We start from the raw sequence: 23290 nt of genomic DNA, 5'->3' as shown, positions 1-23290 counted from the left end.
CCCAGGTGCCGAAGCAGTGTCCCGTCGAGATTTCCGGGTACGAACCCGCCGGGCGGCCGTGCCGCCCCAGGGGTCGTCCAGTGTGGATTTCTCATGACAGCAACGGTTCCGGGCTGGATCCGTTGATGTGCCCCCAACTGAGCGCGACCATGACGGCCAGCAGCAGGCCGACGACGCCTGCCAGTGCGATGGCCGAGGTCGCCGCCCCGAGCCGATCGGCGGCGAGCCCGCCGAGTCCCGCCCCTATTCCTTGAGCCACCCGCAACCCGGTGCGGTACACCCCGCCCGCACCGCCCCTGAGTTCGTTCGGGACCCAGGTGATGAACGTGGCGCTCACCGTGATCAGGTACGCCCCCGCGGCGCCCGCCGCCGCGAGCAGGAGCAAGGCCGGAACCAGTCCCGGCTTGAGCGCGAAGGCGATCAGGGCGACCATCGGCAGTGCCGCCAGCACACCCAGCAGCTTCCGCCGTTGTTCCGCGGAGACGAATTTGGACAGCAAGAACGCCCCGATGACGAAGCCCAGCGGATCGGCGGCCAGCAACCAGCCGACGGCTTGTTTCCCCACGCCCATCTCGGCGGCCAGCGGCGCGGCGAGCCCTTCGGGGATGACGGCCAGGCCGACCAGCCACGAGAACCAGACCAGCACCCGCAGGTGGCGATTGCCGAACACCTGCTTCACCGCGCCGAACCAGCTGCCGGTGCCGTCGGAGGCCGCCGCCCGCCGCGAGACGGAGAAGCGGACCACGGCCGCGCTCAACAGGAACGTCGCGGCGTCCAGCCCCAGTGCCCAGCTCGCCCCGACCTGTGACACCAGCAGACCGCCGCCCGCCAGGCCGAGCAGCATGGCGGTGTTGGTCGAGATGCCCCGGATGTCCTGGCTCTTGAGGTAGAGGTCGTCGTCGGTGAACACCTCGCGGGTCAGCGCGTTCTGCGCGGCGTTGCCGGGCGCGTTCGCGAGCCGGGCCAGCACCACCAGCCCGCACAGCAGGGCGAGCGGGGTGCCGGGGATCGCCATGATCCCGATCAGCACCGCTTGGAGCAGGGACGAGTAGACGAGGACGGTGCGCCTCGGGTAGCGGTCGGCCAGCTGGGAAAGGCCGAGGCCGCCGGCCAGCGCGGGCAGGAAGGTCAGGGAGTAGACCACCGCCGAGAGCAGCGCGGAGCCGGTGCGGTCGTAGACGAGGATGGCCAGCGCGACGATGGTCAGCTGGTCCCCGATGAGGGACTGCACCTCGGCGAGCCAGAGTGCGCGGAACTCGCGGTTCGCCAGGGCGGCGGTCATCCGCGGCGCCGCGTTCGTCTTCACTCCGTGACCACCTCCCCCCGATCGGGTGAACTCAGCTCCCTCGCATTCTTGCCTGCCTGTTACGTGGCCGACGAGGGAGTCACAGTTAATGTCCCGCCGAACAACGTTCAGTATGCCTCCGGCTACAGGGAGACGAACAGAAGACCAGCGAATCCTTCGCCCGTTAGGCCGATCGAGCTACGCCGTCTGACCGGTGAGTGACGTCGCTCTGACTCGTCCGCGGGTATCTGCGCGCCTGTCGCCCCGCACTCGCTCGGCGCAGCCCGCCCGCCGTTCGCCGCCGCCTGAGTTCAGGTTGGGCCGAATGGGCCAACACTGAGTAGAGACCGGCCTGGAGGTGGAGGCCGGCCGGGCCAAAGGGGTGAAGGCGATGAACGGTTTGCTCGACGACAAAGCCGTCGTCGTGACCGGGGCGGGACGGGGCCTCGGCGAGGCGTTCGCGGTGCACGTGGCCAGGGCGGGTGGGGCCGTCGTGGTCAACGACATCGACGTCGCGCTGGCCGAGCGGACGGCGGAGAACATCCGCCGCTTCGGTGGCAAGGCGGTCGCCAGCGGGCACAGCGTCGCGGATCCGAAGCAGGCACAGGAGATCGTCGACCTCTGCCTGGCCGAGTTCGGCGCGATCGACGGGCTGGTCAACAACGCGGGCCTGAACTACGAGGCGTTGCCGTGGGAGGACGACGTCGAGCAGGCCCGCGAACTGGTCGAGGTGAACGTCCTCGGCGTCATGTACACCGGCCTCGCCGCCATCAAGGCGATGGTCGCGCGGGGAAAACAGGGCTCGATCGTCAACATCTCGTCCGGGGCCTCGCTCGGGCAGCGCAAGCTCGGCGTGTACGCCGCCAGCAAGGGCGCCGTCGCTTCGCTGACCTACTCCTGGGCGCTCGACCTGGAGGAGAGCGGGATCCGGGTGAACGCGGTCTGCCCGCTCGCGCACACCCGGATGGTGTGGAAGTCCGAACGGTCACTGCGCTCCTGCCCGCCGGACCGGACGCCGTCGCGGATCGCGCCGGTCGTGCTGTTCCTGCTCGGCGCCGGGTCCCACGGGATCACCGGGCAGATGATCCGCTGCAACGGGCCGCAACTGCACGTCATGGGGCAGCCGTACCTGAAGCAGCCCATCCTCGAGCGGCCGGTGTGGGACACCGAGACCGTGCAGCGCGCCTTCGACGAGGTGTTCAGCGCGCACCTGGAGAACTACGGCCTCGAAAAGCGCGTCCCGCCCCGGCTGCGCAAGTGGACGGAGTCGACCCGGACCGCTTGACCGACCACTTAGCCGACGACGAACGGCAGTTTCGCGGCGAGATCGCCTAGCTCGGCCTTCTCCGCGCCGGTCGGCTCGCGGCGTCCGGTGCCGACCAGCAGCGCGTCCGTGTCGGAGAACGACGCCGGGAACTTCTCCCCGGTGCGCTGCTCCAGGATCTGCCGCGTCTTCGCGAGACTGTCGGCGGCCGGGCCCGGGAGGTGCGGCAGGTGCGCGACGAGGTCGAGGTGGTGCAACGTCCACTCCAGGACGTACGCGGCCAGGTAGTCGCCCGCGGACAGGACGATGTCGCGGGTGGCGACCCGCGTCCCCGGGTCGGCGAGGCCGGCGGCCCGGCCCGCGGCCGAACCGACGTCGTCCAGGTGGAACTTGAGGAGCCGGGGCTCCTGGTACGCGGCGGCGAGCCGCACGATCAGCGCGTCGAGGTCGTCTTCGCCGGTGGGCGGCTGGTCGGTGACCTCCCAGTAGGTGACCGCGTCGCGCGTCGGTGCCGTTTCGGCGGGGGTGGCGAGGGTGATCAGGACGTCCTGGGCGTCGATCACCAGGTGACACACCAGGTCCTGGACCAGCCAGCCCGCGCAGCCGGACGGCTTGGTGAAGTCTTCGTCGGGGGTTGCGGCGACGGCGGCGAGGAGCGCCGCCCACGAGCGGGAGAAGAGATCCACGGCGGCAAGTTAGCAGCGGCGGCACCCTGACGGCGACCGCTTTGTGCCGGGGGTGTGGCGTGGCGCGCGTGCAATGAAAGGCCCGTTACTGGCAAATTTTGCCAGTAACGGGCCTTTCCTGGCAGCGCGCGTACCCCGGGTCAGGAACCCGCGGCGGGTGCCGGAGCGGAGGCCTCGTAGAGATCCGCGATCGCCGGCGCGTACCGGTCGTTGATGATCCGCCGCTTCAGCTTCAGCGTCGGGGTCACCTCGCCGCTTTCGGGCGTCCACGCCTTCGGGATCACGTGGTACCGCTTGATCTGCTCGATCCGCGCCAGCCGCGCGTTCGCCGCCTCGACGGCCTTCTCGATCTCCACGCGCACCTGCGCGTTGTCGGCCAGCGATTCGCCTTCGGTGAGCTGGATGCCGTTCGCGGTCGCCCAGCCCGGCGCGATCTCGTCGTCGATGACGATCAGCGCCGTCACGTACGGCCGCTTCTCGCCGATCGCGACGGCCTGCCCGATCAGCGGGTGCTCCTTGAGCAGGCCCTCGACCTTCGTCGGCGCGATGTTCTTGCCGCTCGAGGTGATGATCAGTTCCTTCTTGCGGTCGGTGATCGTGACGAAGCCGCGTTCGTCGATGGTCCCGATGTCGCCGGTGGCGAGCCACCCGTCGGCGTCGATGTCCGGTTTGATCGAGCCGTCCTCCTGCAGGTAGCCGAGGAACACGATCGGGCCGCGGACCAGCAGTTCGCCGTCCTCGGCGACCTTCACCTCGACGCCTTCCAGCGGCTTCCCGACCGAGCCCGCCTTGAACGCGGACGGCGTGTTCGACGTGACCGCGCCGGTGGTCTCGGACAGTCCCCAGACCTCCTGGATCTCGATGCCGAGCCCGGCGATGAAGTACAGGATCTCCACCGGCAGCGCGGCGGCACCGCTGGTGGCGACCTCGATCTGGTCCAGGCCCAGCATCGCCCGCACCGGCGCGAGCGCGGCCGCGTCGGTCTGCGCGATCTTCTCCGCAAGCTCCGGCGGGACCTCTTTGCCGTCACTGCGCAGTTTGTAGCCCTGTTGCAGCAGTTCGTTGGCGCCGAGCAGCCCGTTCCGCTTGTCCTCCGGCAGCGAACCGAGCAGGTTCTTCAGGCCCGCGACCATCTTTTCCCACACCCGCGGGACACCGAAGAAGCTCTTCGGGTGCACCTGGCCCAGCGCGCCGACGACGGTGGTCGGGTCGCCGACGGTGTGCACGTGCCCGGCCCACACGATCGGCATGTAGATCGAGATTTCGCGTTCGGCGATGTGCGCGAGCGGAAGGTACGCGATGTTCGTGGCGTGCATCGGCGACTCGTGCAGTTTCTGGACCGCGATCGCCTCGTAGATCGCGTTCCGGTGCGACAGCACGACACCCTTGGGTTCGCCGGTGGTGCCGGAGGTGTAGATCATCGACAGCGGGTCGTCCTGGCCGATCGCGGACCACGCGGTCTCGAACGCCGACGGGTCGGCCGCGTGGGCCTCGGCGCCCGCCGCGCGCAGCTCCGCGAACGAGAGGAACCGTTTGTCGTCCGCGGGGACCACGGACGCGTCGAGCAGGACGATGTGGCGCAGCGCGGGCAGGTCGTCGAGGATCTGGGACCAGCGGCCGAGTTCGTCGGCACCGGCGAGTACGACGACGCCGGCGGCGCTGTGCCGGGCGACGTACCCGATCTGCTCCGGGCTGAGCGTCGCGTACGCGGTGCACGGGATCGCGCCGAGATGGGCCGCGGCGAGGTCGGCGATCAGGTGATCGGGACTGCTCGGCGCCATGATCAGCATCCGGTCGCGGGAGCCGAGACCGAGCCCGGCGAGCCCGCGCGACACCTCCGCGATGGCGGTGCGGAATTCACGCCAGTTCAGGGTCGGCTTGCCCTCGATGTCGAGGGACGTGACCGCCGGCAGCTCACCGAACTCCTGGGCGTTGCGGTGAAGCAGGGCGGGGATGGTCTGGCCTTCGATCTGCTCGGCGACGGTCGGCTGGTTGGTCAACGCTGGCCTCCTCGATGCTGCCTGATCAGGCACACTGTAAGGGCTCCGGTCAGTGGTGGATAGAGAATCGCGGCCACGGTTGCGCTACGCGAAATGTCCACCTTTTCCGTTTTCATCGCGTCAGTCGTGGACTTCCGGAATCCCGTCACCGACGATGACCACGTGACTGACCTCGTAGCCGAGGCCGCGGCACTGGACGCGGCTGATCCCTTGGCGCACAAGCGAAACGAATTCGACCTCGACGCGGGCGTCGCCTACTTCGACGGCAACTCGCTGGGCGCGCCGCCGAAGCACGTCGCCGGACGTGTCGCCGCGGTCATCCGCGAGGAATGGGGCGGACGGCTCATCCGATCCTGGTCGGAAGGCTGGTGGGAGGCGCCGGAGCGGGTCGGCGAACGGATCGCGCCGCTCGTGGGGGCCGCGCCGGGGCAGGTCGTCGTGGCGGACTCGACCAGTGTGAACCTGTTCAAGGCGCTGGTCGCCGCGACCCGGCTCAGGCCGGGCCGCGACGAGATCCTCGTCGACGCGGACACGTTCCCGACCGACGGCTACCTCGCGGACGAGGCCGCCCGGCTGACCGGGCGCACGGTGCGGCGGGTCGTCGCCGAGGACCTGCCGGACGAGGTGAGCGAACGGACGGCCGTCGCGCTGATCAACCACGTCGACTACGTCACCGGACGCGTCCACGACATGGCCGCGCTGACCGGCGCGCTGCACCGGGCCGGGGCGCTCGCGCTCTGGGACCTCTGCCACAGCGTCGGCGCGCTCCCGGTGGAACTGGACGCCTCGGGAGTGGACCTCGCCGTCGGCTGCACCTACAAATTCCTCAACGGCGGTCCGGGATCGCCCGCTTTCCTTTACGTGGCAACGAAATGGCTGGACCGGTTCGACCAGCCGCTGGCCGGCTGGGCCGGTGATCGCGATCCGTTCGGGATGCGCGGCGCCTACGAGGCGCACGCCGGGATCTCGCGTGGCCGCGCGGGTACTCCCGACATGCTTTCGCTGCTGGCCTTGGACGCGGCCCTCGACGTCTGGGACGGCGTGGATCGCGGGCTGCTGCGCCGAAAGGGGCTCGCGCTCGGTGACTTCTTCTTCCGGTGCGCGGACGAACTCCTCGACGGCGCGACGATCCCGACCCCGCGCGGACACGACCGCGGGCACCAGATCTCGGTCGTCGACGACGACGCGGCCAAGACGATGGCGGCCTTGATCGAGCGCGGGGTGATCGGGGACTTCCGCCCGCCCAACGTGCTGAGGTTCGGCCTGGCGCCGCTCTACACCACCTACGGCGAGGTGCTCCGCGCCGTCACGACACTGGGTGAACTACACCGGGGGAACTAAGATTGAGGACGTTGAGTGTCCCCGATCCTCCGTTGATCAAGCTCCGAGACCCGGAGCGACTTCTCGACTACCGCACCTCACCCTCGCCCTGGCCACGCGTAGGTAAGCGACTACCGGTCCGCTCCAGCCCTCTTTGTCACTCACGACTCCAGTTGGGGAACTCCGGCGCTGAGTACGGCGCGGGCGGCGTGCGCGAGGCTTTCGCGCACCTCGTCCGCGTCTTCGAGATAGCCGCCGACCATGGCCCCGTCGCGCAGGAAGGTCAGCTCCCGCGCGGCGGCCGCGGGGTCGGGGTGCCCCGTCGCGCCGACGATCTCCGCGATCGAGTCGCGGAACCACGTCCGGTGTTCGCGCACGACCCGCCGCACGGGGTGCTCCGGATCCGGGTACTCGGCGGCCGCGTTGATGAACGGGCAGCCGCGGAAGCCCGGCGCGCAGATCTCCTCGCCGATGCCGAGGACGAGGATTTCGAGCATTTTCGAAGGCTCCGGCTTCTGCTCCGTCGCGGCGGCGACGAGCCCGCGGATCCGGTCGTGCTCGGCTTCGAGGTAGGCGCGGACCAGGTCTTCCTTGCCGGGGAAGTGCCGGTAGAAGGTCGCCCGGCTGACCTCGGCCGCGACGATGACGTCGTCCACGGGGACGGAGTGGATCCCCTGCGTGTAGAAGATCTTCGACGCCGTCTCCAAGAGGCGGTCCCTGGCCACGGAGCGGCGGGTGGTCGTGGCTGCCATGCCTCCAGCATATAGAACGTTCTGTCTTGCTGCTGCCGACGTGCGAATTCGCCTTATAGGAAGGCTTCGTAACGGCCGCGCAAATGGTGAAGTTCATTCGGAAATCGGTGGCAAAAAGGTGATCACCTCGCCCCCTCGGGGGAGACGAGGCGATCTTTGGTGAATCCGCTGTTAGTCTCGACATTCGCTCTCGCCGCGAGTGTGACGTAGATCCTTCCCCTGTGGCGTAAGGAAAACCCGCGTCGCTCGTCTCAGCGGCGAGGCGCGGGCCACGGCGCCTGGAGAAGGAGGGGATTGTGTCGATCACCTATACCGCCGTCGCCGTGTTCGGTGTCGCTTCCGGTTTCCTGCTCAACGAATTCGGCTCGCGTTACCCGGTCGAGACGGCGCTCGTCGTGATTCTGGCCGCCGGGGTGGTGACCTTGTGCTGGGCGGGCGTCCGGATGCTCCGCGACGCGTCCAGGAGGGTCGACACACTCCTCGAGGAGGAGCTCGGCCGCGCCGCCGAAGATCATTTCGCCGATTCGCCCGTAATAAGCGCCGTCAATTCTCGATTCCGCGGATCGAACGGTCTTACGGCCGCCTTCCTGCGGGGTGAAGTCGTTCGCAAACCGAACGGTATGTGGAGCCCCGGTCCGAAAGCGTGAGCGAGGTCACGGCGAGTAGTTTTCGTGGACTTTTTCGTACGGACACGAGTACGACGGGCTGTTACTTGATCGAGTCCGATGAGCGTCGATCAAGCCGCTGCCTGCGGTAAACCGCCAGGTGATCTACTGGTGAGTCACTTCGCGGGCCACCCCTGTCCACGTGGTGGACTTTCGAGGTCCGACGGCCTCTTGTCACCTGGTCACGGCGATACGCGACTACCCTTCGCGTCCGGGCTTGACTCACCCGTTTGGGTCTCCTAGCGTCTTCGCGGGCGGAGCGGACCACGCTGTGTTGATCCGGCTATCGGATCCCGCGGGTATGAGATCCCCGGCGACCCGACACCAATAACTGCCGGAAGGAAAACGGACCACGGTGAAGCAGATTTCCCTTCGACGAGGCCGCGGCTCTTCGATTCGTTCGCGCGTTCTGACGATCGCGCTCATTCCGAGCATCGCGCTGATGCTCGTCGGTCTCGCGATCGGCGGGTACTTGATCTTCGACGCGGTCAACGGTCGCGACTACGCGCAACGGATCCGGGGCTCGGAAGCGCCCACCGTCCCCTTCTTCGGTCAGATCCAGGAGGAGCGCCGGCTGACGCTGCGCGAGCTCGCGGGCGACCGTTCGCAGCACGCCGCGCTCGTGGAGCAGCGCGCCAAGACCGACGCCGCCACCCAAGGCGTCGTCAGCTATCTCCAGACCTTGGTCGGCAACTCGCCCGACAGCGTGCAGCGCAACATCGCCACGGTGAGCGGGCTCTTCCAGAAGATGCCGCAGATCCGGCAGTCGGCCGACTCCGGTCAGTTGCCGCTACTCGACGCCTTCACCTACTACAACCAGATCGTCGACCAGTTCGTCGAAGGTCTCACCGGTTTCGCCCAGGACGCGCCGAACGCGGAGAACGCTTATCAGCGGATCACCGCGGTGCCGCTGTTCACCGCGATCGACCAGTTGCAGCGGTCGAACTCCCTCGCCGCCGCGGCCGTGGCGGGCGGCGGCTTCACCGACGAGACCTACCGTGCGTACGTCACCCAGGTCGGTTCGTACCGGTCGCTGCTCGAGTCTTCCGTGACGCGGATGTCCCCGGGCGTCAAGGCGAAGTTCGACCAGCTCGTCGCGAGTGACCCGTGGAAGGCCGTCAACACGGTCGAGAACACCTTCCTGCAGAACAGCAAGGCCACGCTCCCGGTTCCCGAGCAGCTCTGGCTGCAGTCGGCCCGCGGCGTCGGCGACGCGATGATGCGCGGCTTCGTCGAGCAGAGTGGTGCCGCCACCACGCAGGCCATCGACGACGCCGACCGGACGCTGATCACCTCGGCCATCGCGGCGGTCATCGCGCTGCTCGTGGCGATCGGCGTGTTCGTCGTCGCCCTGCGGTTGTCCAACCGGCTCATCGGCAGGCTGGCCCGGCTGCGTGAGGACACCCTCGACGTCGCCGAGATCCGGCTGCCCGAACTGGTGGACCGGGTGCGGGCGGGCGAGCCCGTCGACCTCGACGACAAGGGGCACTTCCTCGATCACGGCGACGACGAGATCGGCCAGGTCGCCGAGGCCTTCAACAAGGCGCAGCAGACCGCCATCGCGGCCGCCGTCGAAGAGGCGAGGACCCGTGAAGGCACCAAGACGGTGTTCCTCAACATCGCGCACCGCAGCCAGGTGATCGTGCACCGCCAGCTCAAGGTGCTCGACCAGGCCGAGCGCAAGCAGGAGGACCCGGAGCAGCTGGAGACGCTCTTCCAGCTGGACCACCTCTCCACCCGCGCCCGCCGCAACGCGGAGAACCTGATCATCCTCGGTGGCGGCCAGCCCGGCCGCCAGTGGCGCAAGCCGGTCACGCTGGCCGAGCTGACCCGTGGCGCCTCGGCCGAGACCGAGGACTTCGCCAGGGTGAAGACGGCGAAGATGCCCGCGATCGCGGTGCAGGGCCCGGTCGTCGGCGACCTCGTGCACCTGCTCGCGGAGCTGATCGACAACGCGACCTCGTTCTCGCCGCCGCAGTCGCGCGTCGAGCTCCGGGGCAACGTGGTCGGCAAGGGCGTCGTGATCGAGGTCGAGGACCAGGGCCTCGGCATCGAGCCCGAGCAGGCCGCCGAGCTGAACGGGATGTTGGCCGATCCGCCGGACTTCGGCATCATGGCGTTGTCAGCCGAGCCACGGCTGGGCCTGTTCGTGGTCGCGCGGCTCGCCGCGCGGCACGGGATCTCCGTGCACCTGCGCGAGTCCGCGTACGGCGGCACCAGGGCCATCGTGCTCGTCCGCACCGACCTGCTCGCGCCGGTCCCGTCTGATCAGCCGGAGGACGAGGTGGACCCCGAGAGCACCGAGGTGCCGGACGCCGCACCGCTGCTCCCGGGCCGTCGTGCCCGGCACCGCACCGAGTTCCCCGCGGAACGGCCCGAGCTCCCCGTGCCGATGCCGGTGGCCCCTCAGGCCCCGGTCATGCACCAGCCCGGTCCCGATTCGCCCGGCGCCTCGTTGCCGCCGCTGCCCTCGCGCCAGCCGCGGGTGCCCCGGCCCGAAACGCCCCGCCCCGAGCCGATCCGCCCGGAGCCCGCGCGTGCCGAGGCCCGGCCGCAGCCGGTGCAGCCGCCGGCGTGGCCGCCCGCCGACACCCGACCGCAGGACGGCCGTCCGCCGCAGACCCGGCGACCCGGCCCCGAGGCGCCGGGCAGGCCACCGCTGCCGCAGCGCCGCCGTCAGACGAACCTGGTCCCCCAGCTGATGGAGGACCGGCCTGCCGCCCAGCGCGAGGAGGTCCGCGAGGACACCCCCGAGCTGGCCAGGAACCGCCTCGCCGCGTTCCAGCAGGGGACGCGCCGCGGCCGGGACACCGAGCCCACCGACGACTACACCGACCACGACATGTACGGAGATCGTGACTAGATGGCCAACGCGGGAGTCAGTGAACTCGACTGGTTGCTGGATGACCTGGTCAAGCGGGTCAGCGGTGCGGACAGGGCGGTAGTCCTTTCGGCGGACGGTCTGCTCATCGGACGATCCGGCAACCTGTCGGAGCAGGACGGCGAGCACCTGTCCGCGGTGGCGTCGGCGTTCCAGAGCCTCGCCAGGGGCACGGGACGGCACTTCGGCGGCGGCAACGTCCGCCAGACCATGGTGGAGATGGACCACGCCTTCCTGTTCGTCACCGCGGCGGGCCGCGGCGCGTGCCTCGCGCTGCTGGCCAAGGAAGACGCGGACATGGGTCTCGTGGCCTACGAGATGAACATGATGGTCAAACGGGTCGGCGCGGTGCTCACTTCGGCGCCCCGCGCCGCGACTCCCAGTTCGCCATGAGCGGGCGGCACGAGTCGTGGTTCGAGGACGAGGCCGGTCCGCTGGTCCGGTCGTACGCCGTCACGGGCGGGCGCACCCGCTCGGACACGCTCGGCCTCGACCTGATCACCCTGGTGGTCGCCATGCGCACGGCGCACGAGGTCGCCGGCTTCGAACCGGAGTACGGGCGGATCCTCAACCTGTGCCAGAGACCGACCTCAGTCGCGGAGGTCGCGGCGCGCATCGATCTGCCGTTGCCGGTGGTGAAGGTGCTGCTGAGCGACCTCATCGAACAGAACCTCGTGCTGTTCCGTACCGCGACACCGGTCACCGACACTCCCAACAAACACGTACTCCAGGCGGTTCTTGATGGCATCCGGAAACTCTGAGCCCCGGCGATCCCTGACCGCGAACGCGGTCAAGGTCCTCATCGCCGGCGGGTTCGGGGTCGGTAAGACCACGATGGTCGGTTCGGTCAGCGAGGTTCCCCCGCTGCGCACCGAGGAGGTCATCACCGCGGCGTCCGAGGGCGTCGACGACCTCACCGGTGTCGAAAAGAAGACGACCACCACGGTCGCCCTCGACTTCGGCCGGATCACCATCAACCCCGAGCTGATCCTTTACCTGTTCGGCACGCCGGGGCAGGACCGGTTCTGGTTCATGTGGGACGAGCTGGCCGAAGGCGCGCTCGGCGCCGTCGTGCTGGCCGACACCCGGCGTCTCGACAGTTGCTTCGCGGCCGTCGATTTCTTCGAGCGCCGCGGGCTGCCGTTCGTCGTCGCCGTCAACTGCTTCGACAACGCGTACCGCTACGGCACCGAGGAGGTCCGGCAGGCGCTCGACGTCAGCATGGACGTCCCGCTGCTGCTGTGCGACGCGCGGGAACGCGATTCGACGAAGCAGGTGCTGACCGTGCTGATGGAGCACGTGCTCGCGTTGTCCGACCTGGCCGCCGGGCTGCCACAGGGCCGCTGACGCCTCACTGACGCAATGAAAGGCCCGTTACTTGCAAATTTCGCAAGTAACGGGCCTTTCCTTGCACAGGGTGGGAGATCAGGACTTGCGGCGGCGGCGCAAGGTGTCGAGCGCGTAGGTGCCCGGCCCGACCACCGCGAACAGCAGGAAGACCCACGAGTACAGGGCGGCCATCTCACCCTTGTTCTGCAACGGCAGCAGCGCGTCGGGCTGGTGGACGACGAAGTACGCGTAGGCCATCGTGCCCGAGAGCAGCACCGCGACCGGGCGGGTGAACAGGCCCACCAGGATCAGCAGCGAGCCGACCAGCTCGATCACCCCGGCGTACCAGCCGGGCCAGGTGCCGAACGAGACGGCGGGCTTGTCGAACAGTCCCATCTTCTGCAGACCGTGGCAGAGGAAGAGGAACGAGACCACTACGCGGACGACGGAGAGGCCGAGGCCCTGCCACTTGGCGGGGGTCGGGCCGATCTCGGTGGTCGTGGCGGTGGCTGTCTGGGTCATGACGCATCCTTCCGGCTCAAGGTGGTCTAAACCATTGATGCGATAGAGGATGCCGGATACCCCCATCTGTAGGGAACTTTCTTTCGGGGGGTAATTCCATGGTATGTCCGAATTTAACAACGCCGCAATGGGCCGGAACGCGATAAAGGCCCCTTTCCTGGAATGATTCCAGGAAAGGGGCCTCGCGATTCCGGTATCAGCGACGGCGGCGCAGCGTGTCGAGGGCGAAGGTGCCCGGGCCGACCACCGCGATCAGCAGGAAGATCCAGCAGTAAAGGGTCGACAGCTCGCCCATGTTCTGCAGCGGCAGCAGGCCTTCCGGCGCGTGGACGGTGAAGTAGGCGTAGGCCATGACGCCGGAGAGGAGTACCGCGACCGGCCGGGTGAACAGGCCAACCAGCACCAGCGCGGCGCCGACGACCTCGATCACGCTGCCGTACCAGCCGGGCCAGGAGCCGAGTTCCACGGAGCCGCCCGCGCCGTCGACGCCACCGAAGAAGCCGAATCCCTGCAGGCCGTGGCAGAGGAAGAGGAACGAGACGACGATCCGGACGGCCGACTGGATCGCGCCCTGTGCCTTGGCGGTGCGCGGGGTGACGGTGGAGGTGGTCTTGGCGGGGGTGATGGTCTGCGTCATGGTTCCGGGTCCTTCCGGGAGAGGCTGTCGGGCTGCTTCTGCCCATGCGTCGGACGGACTCGACGCGAATCGACATCCGGACGGAAACTTTTTCGCCCGCGCGGCCTCATCACCCGATCGGAGCAAGGTCATACTGGAGGCCATGGCGGGTAAGACGAGTGCCGGGATCCTGCTCTTCCGCAGGTCGGGCGAGGTGACCGAGGTGCTGCTCGGGCATATGGGCGGGCCGTTCTGGGCGAAAAAGGACGCGGGCGGCTGGTCGGTGCCCAAGGGTGAGTACGAGGCGGACGAGACGCCGGAGGCCGCGGCGCGGCGCGAGTTCCAGGAGGAACTGGGGCTGCCGGCGCCGGAGGGGGAGTACCGCCCGCTCGGTGAGGTGAAGCAGTCCGGCGGCAAGGTCGTGACGGTCTGGGCGGTGGAGGGTGACCTCGACCCGGCTCAGGTCGTTCCCGGCACCTTCGAGATGGAGTGGCCGCCGCGGTCGGGCAAGACGCAGGAGTTCCCGGAGGTCGACAGGGTCGCCTGGTTCGGGCTCGCCGAAGCGGAGGAGAAGCTACTCAAGGGCCAGCGCCCGTTCCTCACCCGGCTGGGTGAGTTGCTCAACGGCTGAGTAACTCACTGAGCGGTTTGTCGGCCAGCGATCCGAGGACGAGATCGGCGTGGTCGAAGTTCAGTACCGCGGTGATCGGGTTCGGTACCGCGACACACCTCAGCCCGGCGGCCTTCGCCGCGGTGACGCCGTGCGGCGAGTCCTCGATCGCGATCGCCTCGGACGGCGGCAGGTCCAGCGCGGCGAGCGCGGCCAGGTAGAGGTCCGGGCTCGGCTTCGCCTCGTGAAGGTCGCCGGTGAGGACGGCCTCGAAAGCGTCCGTCAGGCCGAGCCGGTTCAAATGCGTGGAGACCCAGTCTCCGGTCGAGCTCGACGCGATGGCGAGCCGAAGGCCCTGTTCTTTCGCGTCGTCGAGGTACTCCTGGACACCGGGGCGCGGGCCCACGGATTCCAGCAGCTCGGTGACCCGGGCGCGCACGCCGGTGCGGACCGCGATCCTGTCCAGGTTCTCGTCGTCCTTCGCCAGCAGCTCGAACATCGCGATGGCGGTGTTCTGCGTGCCGATCACGGTGTGCCAGACGTCGAGGGGGAGCTCGCCGCCGCGTTCGCGAAAGGTCTCCTGCCAGGCCACGAGGACGGCCGCTTCGGTGTCGACCAGCGTTCCGTCGAAGTCGAAGATCAAGGCGCCGGTCATGGGACGAGTCTACGTCTTGACTCGCTGAGTGGCACGGATTACCGTACGCATTCGTTAGGAAACTTACCAAACGAACAGTGAACAAAAGAACAACGCCGCGCACCCGTCCCTCTCAACCCGCCGCCACGGATTCCCGGGGAGATCGATGTGAAGGCCCGAACCCGACTACTGCCCTTAGGCGCGGCCGCCATCCTGTTGCCGACGCTGCTCAGCGGAAGCGCACAGGCCGCTGATGTCCTTTTGTCCCAAGGAAAACCCGTTATCGTCTCCTCGGTCGAGGCCGCTGAGTACGGCGGCCCGCTCGCCGTCGACGGGAAGACCAACACCCGCTGGGCCAGCGCCGAAGGCGCGGACCCGCAGTTCATCCGTGTCGACCTCGGCGGTCCTTCCGCCGTCAACCGGGTCAAGCTGAACTGGGAAGCGGCATACGCCACCGCGTACAAGCTGGAAGTCTCCAACGACGGCTCGGCGTGGACCTCCGTCAAGTCCGTCACCAACGGCAACGGCGGCACCGACGACCTCACCGGTCTCGCCGCCCGCGGCCGGTACCTCCGCCTCGTCGCGACCAAGCGCGCCACCAGTTACGGCTACTCCCTGTGGGAGATGCAGGTTTACGGGACGTCGGACTCCACCGGCGACACCCAGGCGCCGACCGCGCCCACGAACCTCAAGGCGGGCGCGATCACTTCGTCCACTGTGGACCTCACGTGGACGGCGTCGACGGACAACGTCGGTGTCAGCGCGTACGAAGTGCTCCGCAACGGCCAGGTCGTGGGAACGTCGGAGACGGCTTCCTACACCGACAGCGGGCTGACGGCGGCGACCGCGTACACGTACACCGTCCGCGCGAAGGACGCCGCCGGGAACACTTCGGCCGCCAGTGGCCAGATCCAGGCGACCACGCAAGCGGGCGGCGGTTCGTCGTTCGTGCTGGCCGCTTCGGGCGACATCGCCGAACAGTGCACCGCGTCTTCGTCGTCGTGCGTCCACCCGAAGACCGCCGCGCTGGTCGGGCAGATGAACCCGGCCGCGGTGATCACCATGGGCGACAACCAGTACGACGACGCCCACATCGAGGACTTCACGAACTACTTCGACAAGACCTGGGGCAAGTACAAGAACATCATGCACCCGGTCCCCGGCAACCACGAGACCTACGACCACACCCCGCTGGGCGCCTACAAGAAGTACTTCGGCAAGATCGCGACGCCGAACGGGAAGACCTACTACAGCTGGGAAATGGGCAACTGGCACTTCGTGGCCATCGACAGCACGGAGTTCTCTCCCGGGCTGGCCGCGAACGCCGTCAGCGACGAGCAGCTGAACTGGATCAAGCAGGACCTGGCGAGCAACACCAAGCCCTGCGTCGCCGCGTACTACCACCACCCGCGCTACACCTCGGGTGACCACGGCGACAACCCGAAGATGGCCACGCTCTGGGAGACCATGGTCAAGAGCAAGGTCGACCTGGTGCTCAACGGGCACGACCACCACTACGAGCGGTTCTTCCCGCAGAACGCCGGCGGGGCCAAGGATCCGAACGGGCCGGTGCAGATCATCGGCGGTGGCGGCGGGGCGTCCCTGTACCCCGTCAAGACGGAGCATCCGGCGACGGCGAAGGCGATCTCGACCTACGGCGTGCTCAAGCTGAACATGTCGGACAACGCGTTCTCGACGCAGTTGATCGGCCTCGACGGCAAGACCATCGACTCCTCACCCACCTACACCTGCCACTGATCCACGCGATCGGGTGCCGGGTCGCGGCCCGGCACCCGATCCGGCGTAGGAGGTCTCCCATGTACATCGCCACCGCCAGGGGAGCGGACACCGCGGCGGAAGTACCGAAGAGCGGCATGAAGCGGGCCGTCACCGGGAACGTCGTCGCGCTCGGCCTGGTCAGCCTGGTCACCGACATCTCGTCGGAGATGGTGACCGCGGTCCTCCCGCTCTATCTCGTCCTCGGTCTCGGCCTGAGCCCGCTGCAGTTCGGCGTGCTCGACGGCCTCTATTCCGGTGTCACCGCGCTCGTCCGGCTCGTCGGCGGGCATCTCGCGGACCGGTGGCAACGGCTCAAGGCGGTGGCCTGTTTCGGCTACGGGCTCTCCGCGCTGGGCAAGATCGGCCTGATGCTGGCGGGTTCGTCCACCGTCGCGATCGGGGCGGTGCTCGCGGCCGACCGCACCGGCAAGGGTGTCCGGACCGCGCCGCGGGACGCGCTGATCACGTTGAGCAGCGACCCCGAGCACCTCGGCCGCGCGTTCGGCGTGCACCGCGCGATGGACACCTTCGGCGCGTTCCTCGGGCCGCTGGTCGCGATGGCCGTGCTGTGGCTCAGCCTCGGCAGCTACGACTCGGTGTTCTTCACGAGTTTCTGCATCGCCGCGATCGGCGTGATCATCCTGGTGGTGCTGGTCAAGGACCACCAGCCCAAGCCGAGGGCCGAACGGCACAAGGTCTCCTTGCGGGAGACCGCGGGCCTGATCCGGCAGGCGTCGTTCCGCCGGATCTGTGTCTGGGCGGCGTTGCTGGGCCTGGTCACCCTCAGCGATTCGTTCCTCTACCTCGTACTGCAGCGCCGATGGGATCTCGGCGCGGTCTTCTTTCCCTTGCTGCCGCTGGGAACCGCCGGTGTGTATCTCCTGCTCGCCGTCCCCCTCGGCAGGCTTTCGGACAAGATCGGCCGCTGGAAGGTGTTCCTCGGCGGGCACGTCGCGCTGGTCGTCGCACTGCTGGCGCTGCTCGGTCCGGTGGACGGCGGTGTGCTGGCGGTACTGGCGCTCGTGCTGCACGGTGTCTTCTACGCCGCCACCGACGGTGTCCTGATGGCCGCCGCCGGCCCGCTGCTCCCCGAGCACCAGCGGGCGAGCGGACTGGCGCTGGTGCAGACCGGTCAGGCGACGACGAGGATGTTCGCGTCCGTCCTTTTCGGACTCGCGTGGACGGCTTGGGACCTGCACGTCGCGGTCCTGGTCGCCGCCGGCGCACTGGTGGTCGTGGTCGTCGCGGCCGCCGTACTCCGTCCACTGAGGACATACGCATGAAGACGCGGATCCTGGGTGTGGTGGCGGCGGTCGCCGTCCTGATCACGGCGGCCGTCGGCTACGGCCTCTACTCGCGGGACCGCGGCCCGGGCGTCAACGCCGTGGCCGTGGTTTCGGGCCAGCCGGTCTCGGTGCAGGCCAAGGGGCAGCTGTTGTTCCGCAACACCGCCGAAGGTCCCGACTTCGGCCACCTCGCCACCGTTCCGGCGGATTCGCCCGGCGAACCGCGGAAGGTGGCCGGACTCAGCTGCGACCGGTTCGCCGCTTCGGCGGGGACGGCACTCTGCCTGGCCGCGCAACCCGGCGTGCTGCCGCCGATGACCGACGTCATCGTGCTGGACAAGGACCTCAACGAGATCCGCCGGGTCGAACTGCCCGGCACCCCCAGCCGCGGCCGGGTCTCCCCGGACGGCAAACTCGCCTACTGGACGCTGTTCGTCAACGGGGATTCCTATGCGGAGACAGGGTTTTCGACCAGGGCGGGGATCCTCGACCTGACGAGCGGGCAGTTGCTGAAGAGCGTCGAGGAAATGGCGTTGTTCCTCGATGGCAAGCAGTACTACTCGTCCGACGTGAACTACTGGGGGATCACCTTCGCCGCCGACGGCAAGAAGTTCTACGCGACCGTGGGGACGAAGGGGAAGACCTACCTCGTCGAGGCGGACTACGAGCGGTTCAGCGCGAACATGATCCGGGAGAACGTCGAGTGCCCGTCGCTTTCGCCGGACGGGAAGCGGATCGCCTTCAAGAAGCGGGTTTCCGCCGATCTCGCGGCACCGTGGCGGCTGGCCGTGCTCGATCTGGCCTCCGGTCAGGAGACCTTGCTGGCCGAGACGCGGAGCGTGGACGACCAGGCGGCGTGGCTCGACGACCGGACCGTGGCTTACGGGCTGGAGTCGGGGATCTGGGCGGTACCGGCGGACGGGAGCGGAGCGGCCCGGGAGCTGGTCGCGCGGGGTGCCTCGCCTGCGGGGGTGTAGGCGGCGCGCGCTATGAAAGGCCCGTTACTTGCAAATTTTGCAAGTAACGGGCCTTTCATAGCATGGAGGGGGAGCGTCAGCGGCCCGACATGAGATCAGCGGCCCTGTCGTGCTCGTGGAAGTAGGCGAGCGACCACGAGCCGGGGAGTTCGCGCCGGATCCGTTCCGCGAGCAGGCGGCCGTCCTCGAGCCACCGGCGCGCGGCCTCCTCGGTGCGGAATCCCGACCTCTGCGGGACATCGCGGTCGAGAGTGTCGTCGTAACGCCCCGCCCAGGCCGCGATCCGCTCGCGGGTTTCGCCGCCGAGCGGCAATGACGCGGGGTCGATGTCTCCCGGGGCCGAAACGTCCCAGAGTGGCTGGCAGTCGTAGTCGGCCATGAGTTTCAGTCGGCGTTCGCGATCATTCACGAGTCCGCCACCCCCAGCGCGTCCGCCTGCTCCCGGAACACGTCGTAGCTCGCCTTCCCGAACAGCACGAACCGCACCACCTCGACGGAACCGGTCCCGGCCGCGAGCGTGCTCAGCACGGTCTCCAGGGCGATCTCCGCGGCGGATTCCACCGGCCACCGGTAGATCCCGGTCGAGATCGCGGGGAACGCGACAGTGTGCGCGCCGAGGTCCGCGGCCACGTGCAGCGAGTTGCGGTGGCAGGCCGCCAGCAGCGGCGAGCGGTCTTCGGAGTCGGACCACACCGGTCCGACGGTGTGCACCACCCAGCGCGCCGGAAGGCGGCCCGCCGTGGTGGCGACCGCCTCTCCGGTCTTCAGTCCCTTGCCGTAGTGCCCCGCGCGCAGGGCCCGGCATTCGGCGAGGATCTCCGGTCCGCCGCGGCGGTGGATCGCGCCGTCCACCCCGCCTCCGCCGAGCAGGGACGAGTTCGCGGCGTTCACCACGACGTCGACCTGCTGTTCGGTGATGTCGCCTTCGACCAGTTCGATCCTCATGACCGCTCCGTCAGCCGTTGAAGTACCCGATCAGCACCGGGGCCACCGCCTTCGGCTTGAGCATATGCGTCTGGCCCTCGATCGTGCGGTGTTCGGCACCGGGGACCGCCTTCGCCAGCGCGGCGACACCGTTGCGGATCCACGCGGGGCTTTTGCCGCCGTCCATGACCAGCGTCGGCACGGAGACGCTCGCCCAGCGGCCCTCGGGCAGCGGGGTGCCGTCGTGCAGGCCGTCGAACAGCGCGGCGTCGTAGCGCAGGGTCGGCGCGACCTTCTTCAGCTTCGGCCAGGCGGGCATGAACTGCATCATGAACACGACCGGAGCCGGGACGCGGACACCTTCGCGCATGAAGGTCTTGATCGCGGTGCCGGGCCGTCCGGTGGCGATGGCCGTCTCCAGCCGTTCGGTGTAGTCGGCCGGGACCGGCGGGCGCGTGTCGTCGACGACCAGCGGGAATTCGTAGACCGCCAGTTTCGTGATCGGGAGCCCGGTTTTCGCGGCTTCGAGGGCGAGCGCGGCTCCGGACGAGATCCCGTAGACGTGGGCGCTCCCGCCCGCTTCCTCGATCAGCGCCGCGATGTCCTCGACTTCGCGGGCGACGGAGAACGGCTCGGTGTCGCCGCTCTCGCCGCGACCGCGGCGGTCGTAGGTGTAGACGGTGAAGTGCGGGGCCAGTTCGGCGGCCAGCGGTTTGGCCGGACCGAATTCGCGGTGGCACATCGCGCCGTCGACCAGGATGACGGCCGGGCCGGAGCCGGTGCGGGTGTAGGCGATGGTGGTGCCGTCTTGCGAGGTCACGGTGCTCATGACGGGGGATTCTCCTCGGTTGTCTAGCGGGCGGTGCGGATGGTGACGGCGGTGACCCAGCCCCAGGCCAGCATCACGGTGGCCCAGAAGGCGAGCATCACGACGGCGTTCGCGTTGCCGGAGCTGATCCCGGCGAACGAGGCGAAGAACGCGATGCCGGTGGCACGGGAGTAGACGGCCCAACCTCGGTGGCCCTCACGGGAGAAACGGCTCGCGAACACGAAGGTCGCGACGATCAGCGAGAGGAAGCCGACCGAGCCCGCGGCCATGTGCAGGACGCCCGCGGTGCTGAGGGTGGCCGGGCCGGTGCCGGCGGGGAAGCCATTGCCCGCGTCGGCCTTGAAGACCGCGGCGAACAGCAGGCTGACACCGAAGACGCCCAGCAGTCGTGGACCCCAGACGCTGCCTCTGCCGGGTTCCAGCGTCCGGCTGAGCCCGATCGCTCCGGCGATCACCAGGACGCCGGTGACCAGGAAGTTCGTCACCTGGATCCAGCCGGCGTCGCCGTTGCTCAGCATGCTCGCCGGATGCTTCGTCAGGTCGAAGCCGTCGCGGACCGCGGCCTGGACGAGCGAGGTCAGGAAGTACAGCGGGCCCGAGACCGCGCCGCAGGCGAGCAGGGCGCGGGCCGGAACGGCGAGGTGGGTGCGGGTGGCGGCGATGGTCATCGTCTCGGCCTTTCGGAGCGGGGTGCGTTGCGCACAACTCTCGCTCCGAACTATCAAGTTGTCAAGACAAAAAAATTTGTCGGTGATGCCCGTGCGTCGCCCGAAGGCGTCGCGACCAAAGGACTACTTGCTGTTTCGCAAGGTCAGGAGGGTGATCTCGCTCGGCGCGAAGACGCGCAACGGCGGTCCCCAGAAGCCGGTGCCGCGGCTCGTGTAGAGCTGCGTGCGCTCGCCGTGGCGCGAAAGCCCGGCAAGGACGGGCTGGTCGAGCCGGACCAGGAGGTGGAACGGCCAGATCTGGCCGCCGTGGGTGTGCCCGGAGATCTGGAGATCGATCCCCGCCTCGGCGGCCTGCTTGACCTGCTTCGGCTGGTGCGCGAGCAGGACGACCGGGGTGCTCGCGGCGACGCCGTCGAGCGCGGCGGGGAGGTCGGGGCCGTGGCCCGGGAGGCCCGAGGCGGCGCCGGTCGGGTCGTCGATCCCGGCGAAGACGAGCGTGTCCCCGCCCTGCGAGACGGGCAGGTGCCGGTTGTGCAGCGGTTCCCAGCCGAGGTCGCGCATGTGGTCGAGCCAGGCCTGTGCCTCGCCGAAGTACTCGTGGTTGCCGGTGATGTAGAACTTGCCGAGCTTCGCGCGCACCTTGCCGAGCGGCGCGACCTGCTGGGCGCGCTTGGCGACGGAACCGTCGGCGAGGTCGCCCGCGTGGGCCACGACGTCGGCGTCGAGTTCGTTCACCACCTCGACGACCTTCTCCGACCACTTCGTCCGGTTCAGCGGGCCGAAGTGGGTGTCGGTGATGATCGCGAAGCGGAGACCGTCGAGCCCGGCGCCGAGCCTGGGGAGGACGACGTCGAGCTCCTTGAGCCGCGGCACGCGCCGGGCTTCGACCATCCCGTACGCCGCCAGTGCCGCGAAGGCCAGCAGGACGACGCCGGACACGATTCCCGCCGCACTGTCCACTCCGGACACCGACAGCACGAGTCGCAGCACGTTTCCGAGTACCGACAAGGAGAACAGCAGCCAGATCAGCCCGAGGGAGAGGTCGCCGACCTTCGCCGCGACGTCGCGTTGCCACGGGCCGTGGCCGAGGATCATGCACGCGGGCACGGCCAGTGCGGCGACGGCGAACACGATCGTTCCGAGGACTTCGAGCGCGGCCGGCAGTTCGGGGGATCCGACGATCGTCCACCACGGCACTCCGAACAGGAGGGCTAGAACGGCGATCAGCGCGGCGACGCGGACAAGGATGCGGGGCATGATGCGGCCAGACTAACAGACCATTGGTCTCTACCGCGGTCCTCGCTGAGGGCCTCTCAGCTACGTCGGTGGACGTACGCGAGGTGTCGCTTCACGGGCGACGATTCGCGAGCCGGACCGCAAGACACTCTTTCGTATGAAGGAATTACGGCGGATCGAGCGCGTCGCTTACGTGACCGGGGCGCTCCTTTTCCTCAGCGGTGTCGTGCACGCGGTCGTGCTGATCGCGTCCGGTGATTCGTGGACCGGGCCGCTGTCGATGCGGAAGGCGGTCACGTTCGGGTGGGCGTTCGGGCTGACGCTGGTCACGGTCGCCTGGGCGACGTCGTACGTCGCGGTACGGCCGCGCGTGCGGAACGTGCTGCTCGGCGTCTTCACCGGGGCGAGCGTCGTCGAGACGGCGCTGGTGAGCATGCAGGCCTGGCGCGGGGTGCCGTCGCACTTCAACTTCGAGACCGGTTTCGACAACGCGGTGTCGACGACGCTCGCGGCGGGCGGCGGCGTCATCATCCTGACGGCGGTCTCGTTCACCGCGGCCGCGATGCGCGGCGAAGGGGAGACCACGCCGAGCATGCGGCTCGCGGTGCGATCCGGACTCGTCGCGCTGCTGGTCGCGCTCGGCGCGGGCGCCGCGATGATCGCGAGCGGCGTCGTCGAGGCGCGGGGCGGGAACCCGCAGGCCGCGTACACCACCGCGGGCGCGCTGAAGCCGCTGCACGCGGTGGCGATGCACGCGATCCTCATCCTGCCAGGGCTCGCCTGGCTGCTGCGGTTCGCGGACTGGACGGAACGGCGGCGCGTGCGGCTGGTGTGGGTGGCGATCGGTGCTTACGCCGTGCTGACCGCGGTGGTGGGGGTCGAATCCGTCGCCGGGGTTTCGCCGCTGGCGGCTTCGCCTGTCGAGACGGTGACTTCGGGACTCGCGCTGGGGGTGCTGGCTGTGAGCGGTGCAGTCGCCCTTCGTGAAGCGGTTCGTTGTGGGTCCCGGATGCTATGAAAGTCCCCT

General features: G+C 68.8%; 24 protein-coding genes. 12 read left to right on the top strand and 12 right to left on the bottom strand.

What is annotated here, in order from left to right:
* Positions 1–91: 91 nt before the first annotated feature.
* Complete coding sequence (locus ACLJRM_RS39120; RefSeq protein WP_101610148.1) at positions 92–1306, bottom strand: MFS transporter; 1215 nt, start codon at positions 1304–1306, stop codon at positions 92–94.
* A gap of 370 nt (positions 1307–1676) precedes the next feature.
* Here ACLJRM_RS39120 and ACLJRM_RS39115 point away from each other — a divergent pair, with 370 nt between their 5' ends.
* Positions 1677–2570, top strand: a complete 894-nt coding sequence (locus ACLJRM_RS39115; protein ID WP_101613463.1) for an SDR family NAD(P)-dependent oxidoreductase — start codon at positions 1677–1679, stop codon at positions 2568–2570.
* A gap of 8 nt (positions 2571–2578) precedes the next feature.
* Here the strand turns inward: ACLJRM_RS39115 and ACLJRM_RS39110 are convergent, their stop codons facing one another.
* Entirely contained in the window at positions 2579–3235 is a 657-nt protein-coding gene (locus ACLJRM_RS39110) for a maleylpyruvate isomerase N-terminal domain-containing protein (protein WP_101610147.1), read from the bottom strand.
* Between the two features lie 140 nt (positions 3236–3375).
* Positions 3376–5235: an AMP-dependent synthetase/ligase gene (locus ACLJRM_RS39105; RefSeq protein WP_410665920.1), complete on the bottom strand. Its 1860-nt coding sequence runs from the start codon at positions 5233–5235 to the stop codon at positions 3376–3378.
* Positions 5236–5397: 162 nt separating this feature from the next.
* Here ACLJRM_RS39105 and ACLJRM_RS39100 point away from each other — a divergent pair, with 162 nt between their 5' ends.
* Positions 5398–6576 (top strand): kynureninase, encoded by a 1179-nt coding sequence (locus tag ACLJRM_RS39100; protein ID WP_101613462.1) that lies wholly within the window; start codon positions 5398–5400, stop codon positions 6574–6576.
* A 140-nt stretch (positions 6577–6716) separates the two neighbouring features.
* Here the strand turns inward: ACLJRM_RS39100 and ACLJRM_RS39095 are convergent, their stop codons facing one another.
* Complete coding sequence (locus tag ACLJRM_RS39095; protein WP_410665919.1) at positions 6717–7307, bottom strand: TetR/AcrR family transcriptional regulator; 591 nt, start codon at positions 7305–7307, stop codon at positions 6717–6719.
* A 296-nt stretch (positions 7308–7603) separates the two neighbouring features.
* On the opposite strand from ACLJRM_RS39095, the gene ACLJRM_RS39090 reads away from it, so the two are divergent.
* The 5 genes from ACLJRM_RS39090 to ACLJRM_RS39070 all read left to right on the top strand — a co-directional run bounded on the left by ACLJRM_RS39090 (position 7604) and on the right by ACLJRM_RS39070 (position 12200).
* Positions 7604–7954 carry a hypothetical protein gene (locus tag ACLJRM_RS39090; RefSeq protein ID WP_101610144.1) on the top strand — a complete coding sequence of 117 codons (351 nt, stop codon included), beginning with the start codon at positions 7604–7606 and terminating at the stop codon, positions 7952–7954.
* Positions 7955–8327: 373 nt separating this feature from the next.
* On the top strand, positions 8328–10835 hold the full coding sequence (locus ACLJRM_RS39085; protein ID WP_101610143.1) for a nitrate- and nitrite sensing domain-containing protein: 2508 nt from the start codon (positions 8328–8330) through the stop codon (positions 10833–10835).
* On the top strand, positions 10836–11246 hold the full coding sequence (locus ACLJRM_RS39080) for a roadblock/LC7 domain-containing protein (protein WP_101610142.1): 411 nt from the start codon (positions 10836–10838) through the stop codon (positions 11244–11246).
* Positions 11243–11614, top strand: a complete 372-nt coding sequence (locus ACLJRM_RS39075; RefSeq protein WP_101610141.1) for a DUF742 domain-containing protein — start codon at positions 11243–11245, stop codon at positions 11612–11614. Before ACLJRM_RS39080 ends, ACLJRM_RS39075 begins: the two co-directional genes overlap by 4 nt.
* On the top strand, positions 11595–12200 hold the full coding sequence (locus ACLJRM_RS39070) for a GTP-binding protein (protein WP_101610140.1): 606 nt from the start codon (positions 11595–11597) through the stop codon (positions 12198–12200). Before ACLJRM_RS39075 ends, ACLJRM_RS39070 begins: the two co-directional genes overlap by 20 nt.
* Positions 12201–12278: 78 nt before the next feature.
* Here the strand turns inward: ACLJRM_RS39070 and ACLJRM_RS39065 are convergent, their stop codons facing one another.
* Together ACLJRM_RS39065 and ACLJRM_RS39060 are read right to left on the bottom strand one after the other, a co-directional pair.
* Positions 12279–12704: a DoxX family protein gene (locus ACLJRM_RS39065; protein WP_101610139.1), complete on the bottom strand. Its 426-nt coding sequence runs from the start codon at positions 12702–12704 to the stop codon at positions 12279–12281.
* 196 nt (positions 12705–12900) lie between these two features.
* Entirely contained in the window at positions 12901–13341 is a 441-nt protein-coding gene (locus tag ACLJRM_RS39060) for a DoxX family protein (RefSeq protein ID WP_101610138.1), read from the bottom strand.
* 142 nt (positions 13342–13483) lie between these two features.
* Between ACLJRM_RS39060 and ACLJRM_RS39055 the strand changes: the two genes are divergently transcribed.
* Positions 13484–13951, top strand: a complete 468-nt coding sequence (locus ACLJRM_RS39055; protein ID WP_410603279.1) for an NUDIX domain-containing protein — start codon at positions 13484–13486, stop codon at positions 13949–13951.
* Here ACLJRM_RS39055 and ACLJRM_RS39050 read toward each other — a convergent pair.
* Positions 13941–14585 (bottom strand): HAD-IA family hydrolase, encoded by a 645-nt coding sequence (locus ACLJRM_RS39050; RefSeq protein WP_410665918.1) that lies wholly within the window; start codon positions 14583–14585, stop codon positions 13941–13943. The two genes, ACLJRM_RS39055 and ACLJRM_RS39050, sit on opposite strands and share 11 nt — an antisense overlap.
* A 147-nt stretch (positions 14586–14732) precedes the next feature.
* Here ACLJRM_RS39050 and ACLJRM_RS39045 point away from each other — a divergent pair, with 147 nt between their 5' ends.
* Genes ACLJRM_RS39045 through ACLJRM_RS39035 form a run of 3 tightly spaced genes read left to right on the top strand, consistent with a single transcriptional unit; the run spans position 14733 to position 18606 of the window.
* On the top strand, positions 14733–16322 hold the full coding sequence (locus tag ACLJRM_RS39045) for a discoidin domain-containing protein (protein WP_168214389.1): 1590 nt from the start codon (positions 14733–14735) through the stop codon (positions 16320–16322).
* Positions 16323–16381: 59 nt separating this feature from the next.
* Positions 16382–17626, top strand: coding sequence for an MFS transporter (locus ACLJRM_RS39040; RefSeq protein ID WP_101610135.1), 1245 nt, complete (start codon positions 16382–16384; stop codon positions 17624–17626).
* Complete coding sequence (locus tag ACLJRM_RS39035) at positions 17623–18606, top strand: TolB family protein (protein WP_410665917.1); 984 nt, start codon at positions 17623–17625, stop codon at positions 18604–18606. The genes ACLJRM_RS39040 and ACLJRM_RS39035 overlap by 4 nt, the downstream gene beginning before the upstream one ends.
* A gap of 76 nt (positions 18607–18682) precedes the next feature.
* Here the strand turns inward: ACLJRM_RS39035 and ACLJRM_RS39030 are convergent, their stop codons facing one another.
* The 5 genes from ACLJRM_RS39030 to ACLJRM_RS39010 all read right to left on the bottom strand — a co-directional run bounded on the left by ACLJRM_RS39030 (position 18683) and on the right by ACLJRM_RS39010 (position 22284).
* Positions 18683–18985 carry a hypothetical protein gene (locus ACLJRM_RS39030; RefSeq protein WP_102906585.1) on the bottom strand — a complete coding sequence of 101 codons (303 nt, stop codon included), beginning with the start codon at positions 18983–18985 and terminating at the stop codon, positions 18683–18685.
* Positions 18986–19011: 26 nt separating this feature from the next.
* Entirely contained in the window at positions 19012–19551 is a 540-nt protein-coding gene (locus ACLJRM_RS39025) for an O-acetyl-ADP-ribose deacetylase (protein ID WP_101610132.1), read from the bottom strand.
* A gap of 10 nt (positions 19552–19561) precedes the next feature.
* Positions 19562–20359, bottom strand: a complete 798-nt coding sequence (locus ACLJRM_RS39020; RefSeq protein WP_410665916.1) for an alpha/beta fold hydrolase — start codon at positions 20357–20359, stop codon at positions 19562–19564.
* A 23-nt stretch (positions 20360–20382) separates the two neighbouring features.
* Positions 20383–21027 carry a DUF998 domain-containing protein gene (locus ACLJRM_RS39015; protein WP_410665915.1) on the bottom strand — a complete coding sequence of 215 codons (645 nt, stop codon included), beginning with the start codon at positions 21025–21027 and terminating at the stop codon, positions 20383–20385.
* Positions 21028–21150: 123 nt separating this feature from the next.
* Positions 21151–22284 (bottom strand): metallophosphoesterase, encoded by a 1134-nt coding sequence (locus tag ACLJRM_RS39010; protein WP_410665914.1) that lies wholly within the window; start codon positions 22282–22284, stop codon positions 21151–21153.
* A 136-nt stretch (positions 22285–22420) separates the two neighbouring features.
* Between ACLJRM_RS39010 and ACLJRM_RS39005 the strand changes: the two genes are divergently transcribed.
* Entirely contained in the window at positions 22421–23281 is an 861-nt protein-coding gene (locus ACLJRM_RS39005) for a hypothetical protein (RefSeq protein WP_410665913.1), read from the top strand.
* Positions 23282–23290: the final 9 nt, after the last annotated feature.

Source organism: Amycolatopsis sp. lyj-84, assembly GCF_046549075.1.
Classification (GTDB): domain Bacteria; phylum Actinomycetota; class Actinomycetes; order Mycobacteriales; family Pseudonocardiaceae; genus Amycolatopsis.
The sequence above is the reverse complement of the archived record's forward strand: the minus strand, read 5'-3'. Positions and strand labels throughout refer to the sequence as shown.

Excerpts from the sequence above, each read along its gene's own strand:
- ACLJRM_RS39115 (WP_101613463.1), top strand. The coding sequence starts at position 1,677 with ATGAACGGTTTGCTCGACGACAAAGCCGTCGTCGTGACCGGGGCGGGA.
- ACLJRM_RS39095 (WP_410665919.1), bottom strand. The coding sequence starts at position 7,307 with ATGGCAGCCACGACCACCCGCCGCTCCGTGGCCAGGGACCGCCTCTTG.
- ACLJRM_RS39080 (WP_101610142.1), top strand. The coding sequence starts at position 10,836 with ATGGCCAACGCGGGAGTCAGTGAACTCGACTGGTTGCTGGATGACCTG.
- ACLJRM_RS39075 (WP_101610141.1), top strand. The coding sequence starts at position 11,243 with ATGAGCGGGCGGCACGAGTCGTGGTTCGAGGACGAGGCCGGTCCGCTG.
- ACLJRM_RS39070 (WP_101610140.1), top strand. The coding sequence starts at position 11,595 with ATGGCATCCGGAAACTCTGAGCCCCGGCGATCCCTGACCGCGAACGCG.
- ACLJRM_RS39065 (WP_101610139.1), bottom strand. The coding sequence starts at position 12,704 with ATGACCCAGACAGCCACCGCCACGACCACCGAGATCGGCCCGACCCCC.
- ACLJRM_RS39060 (WP_101610138.1), bottom strand. The coding sequence starts at position 13,341 with ATGACGCAGACCATCACCCCCGCCAAGACCACCTCCACCGTCACCCCG.
- ACLJRM_RS39055 (WP_410603279.1), top strand. The coding sequence starts at position 13,484 with ATGGCGGGTAAGACGAGTGCCGGGATCCTGCTCTTCCGCAGGTCGGGC.
- ACLJRM_RS39050 (WP_410665918.1), bottom strand. The coding sequence starts at position 14,585 with ATGACCGGCGCCTTGATCTTCGACTTCGACGGAACGCTGGTCGACACC.
- ACLJRM_RS39040 (WP_101610135.1), top strand. The coding sequence starts at position 16,382 with ATGTACATCGCCACCGCCAGGGGAGCGGACACCGCGGCGGAAGTACCG.
- ACLJRM_RS39035 (WP_410665917.1), top strand. The coding sequence starts at position 17,623 with ATGAAGACGCGGATCCTGGGTGTGGTGGCGGCGGTCGCCGTCCTGATC.
- ACLJRM_RS39030 (WP_102906585.1), bottom strand. The coding sequence starts at position 18,985 with ATGGCCGACTACGACTGCCAGCCACTCTGGGACGTTTCGGCCCCGGGA.
- ACLJRM_RS39025 (WP_101610132.1), bottom strand. The coding sequence starts at position 19,551 with ATGAGGATCGAACTGGTCGAAGGCGACATCACCGAACAGCAGGTCGAC.
- ACLJRM_RS39020 (WP_410665916.1), bottom strand. The coding sequence starts at position 20,359 with ATGAGCACCGTGACCTCGCAAGACGGCACCACCATCGCCTACACCCGC.
- ACLJRM_RS39015 (WP_410665915.1), bottom strand. The coding sequence starts at position 21,027 with ATGACCATCGCCGCCACCCGCACCCACCTCGCCGTTCCGGCCCGCGCC.
- ACLJRM_RS39010 (WP_410665914.1), bottom strand. The coding sequence starts at position 22,284 with ATGCCCCGCATCCTTGTCCGCGTCGCCGCGCTGATCGCCGTTCTAGCC.
- ACLJRM_RS39005 (WP_410665913.1), top strand. The coding sequence starts at position 22,421 with ATGAAGGAATTACGGCGGATCGAGCGCGTCGCTTACGTGACCGGGGCG.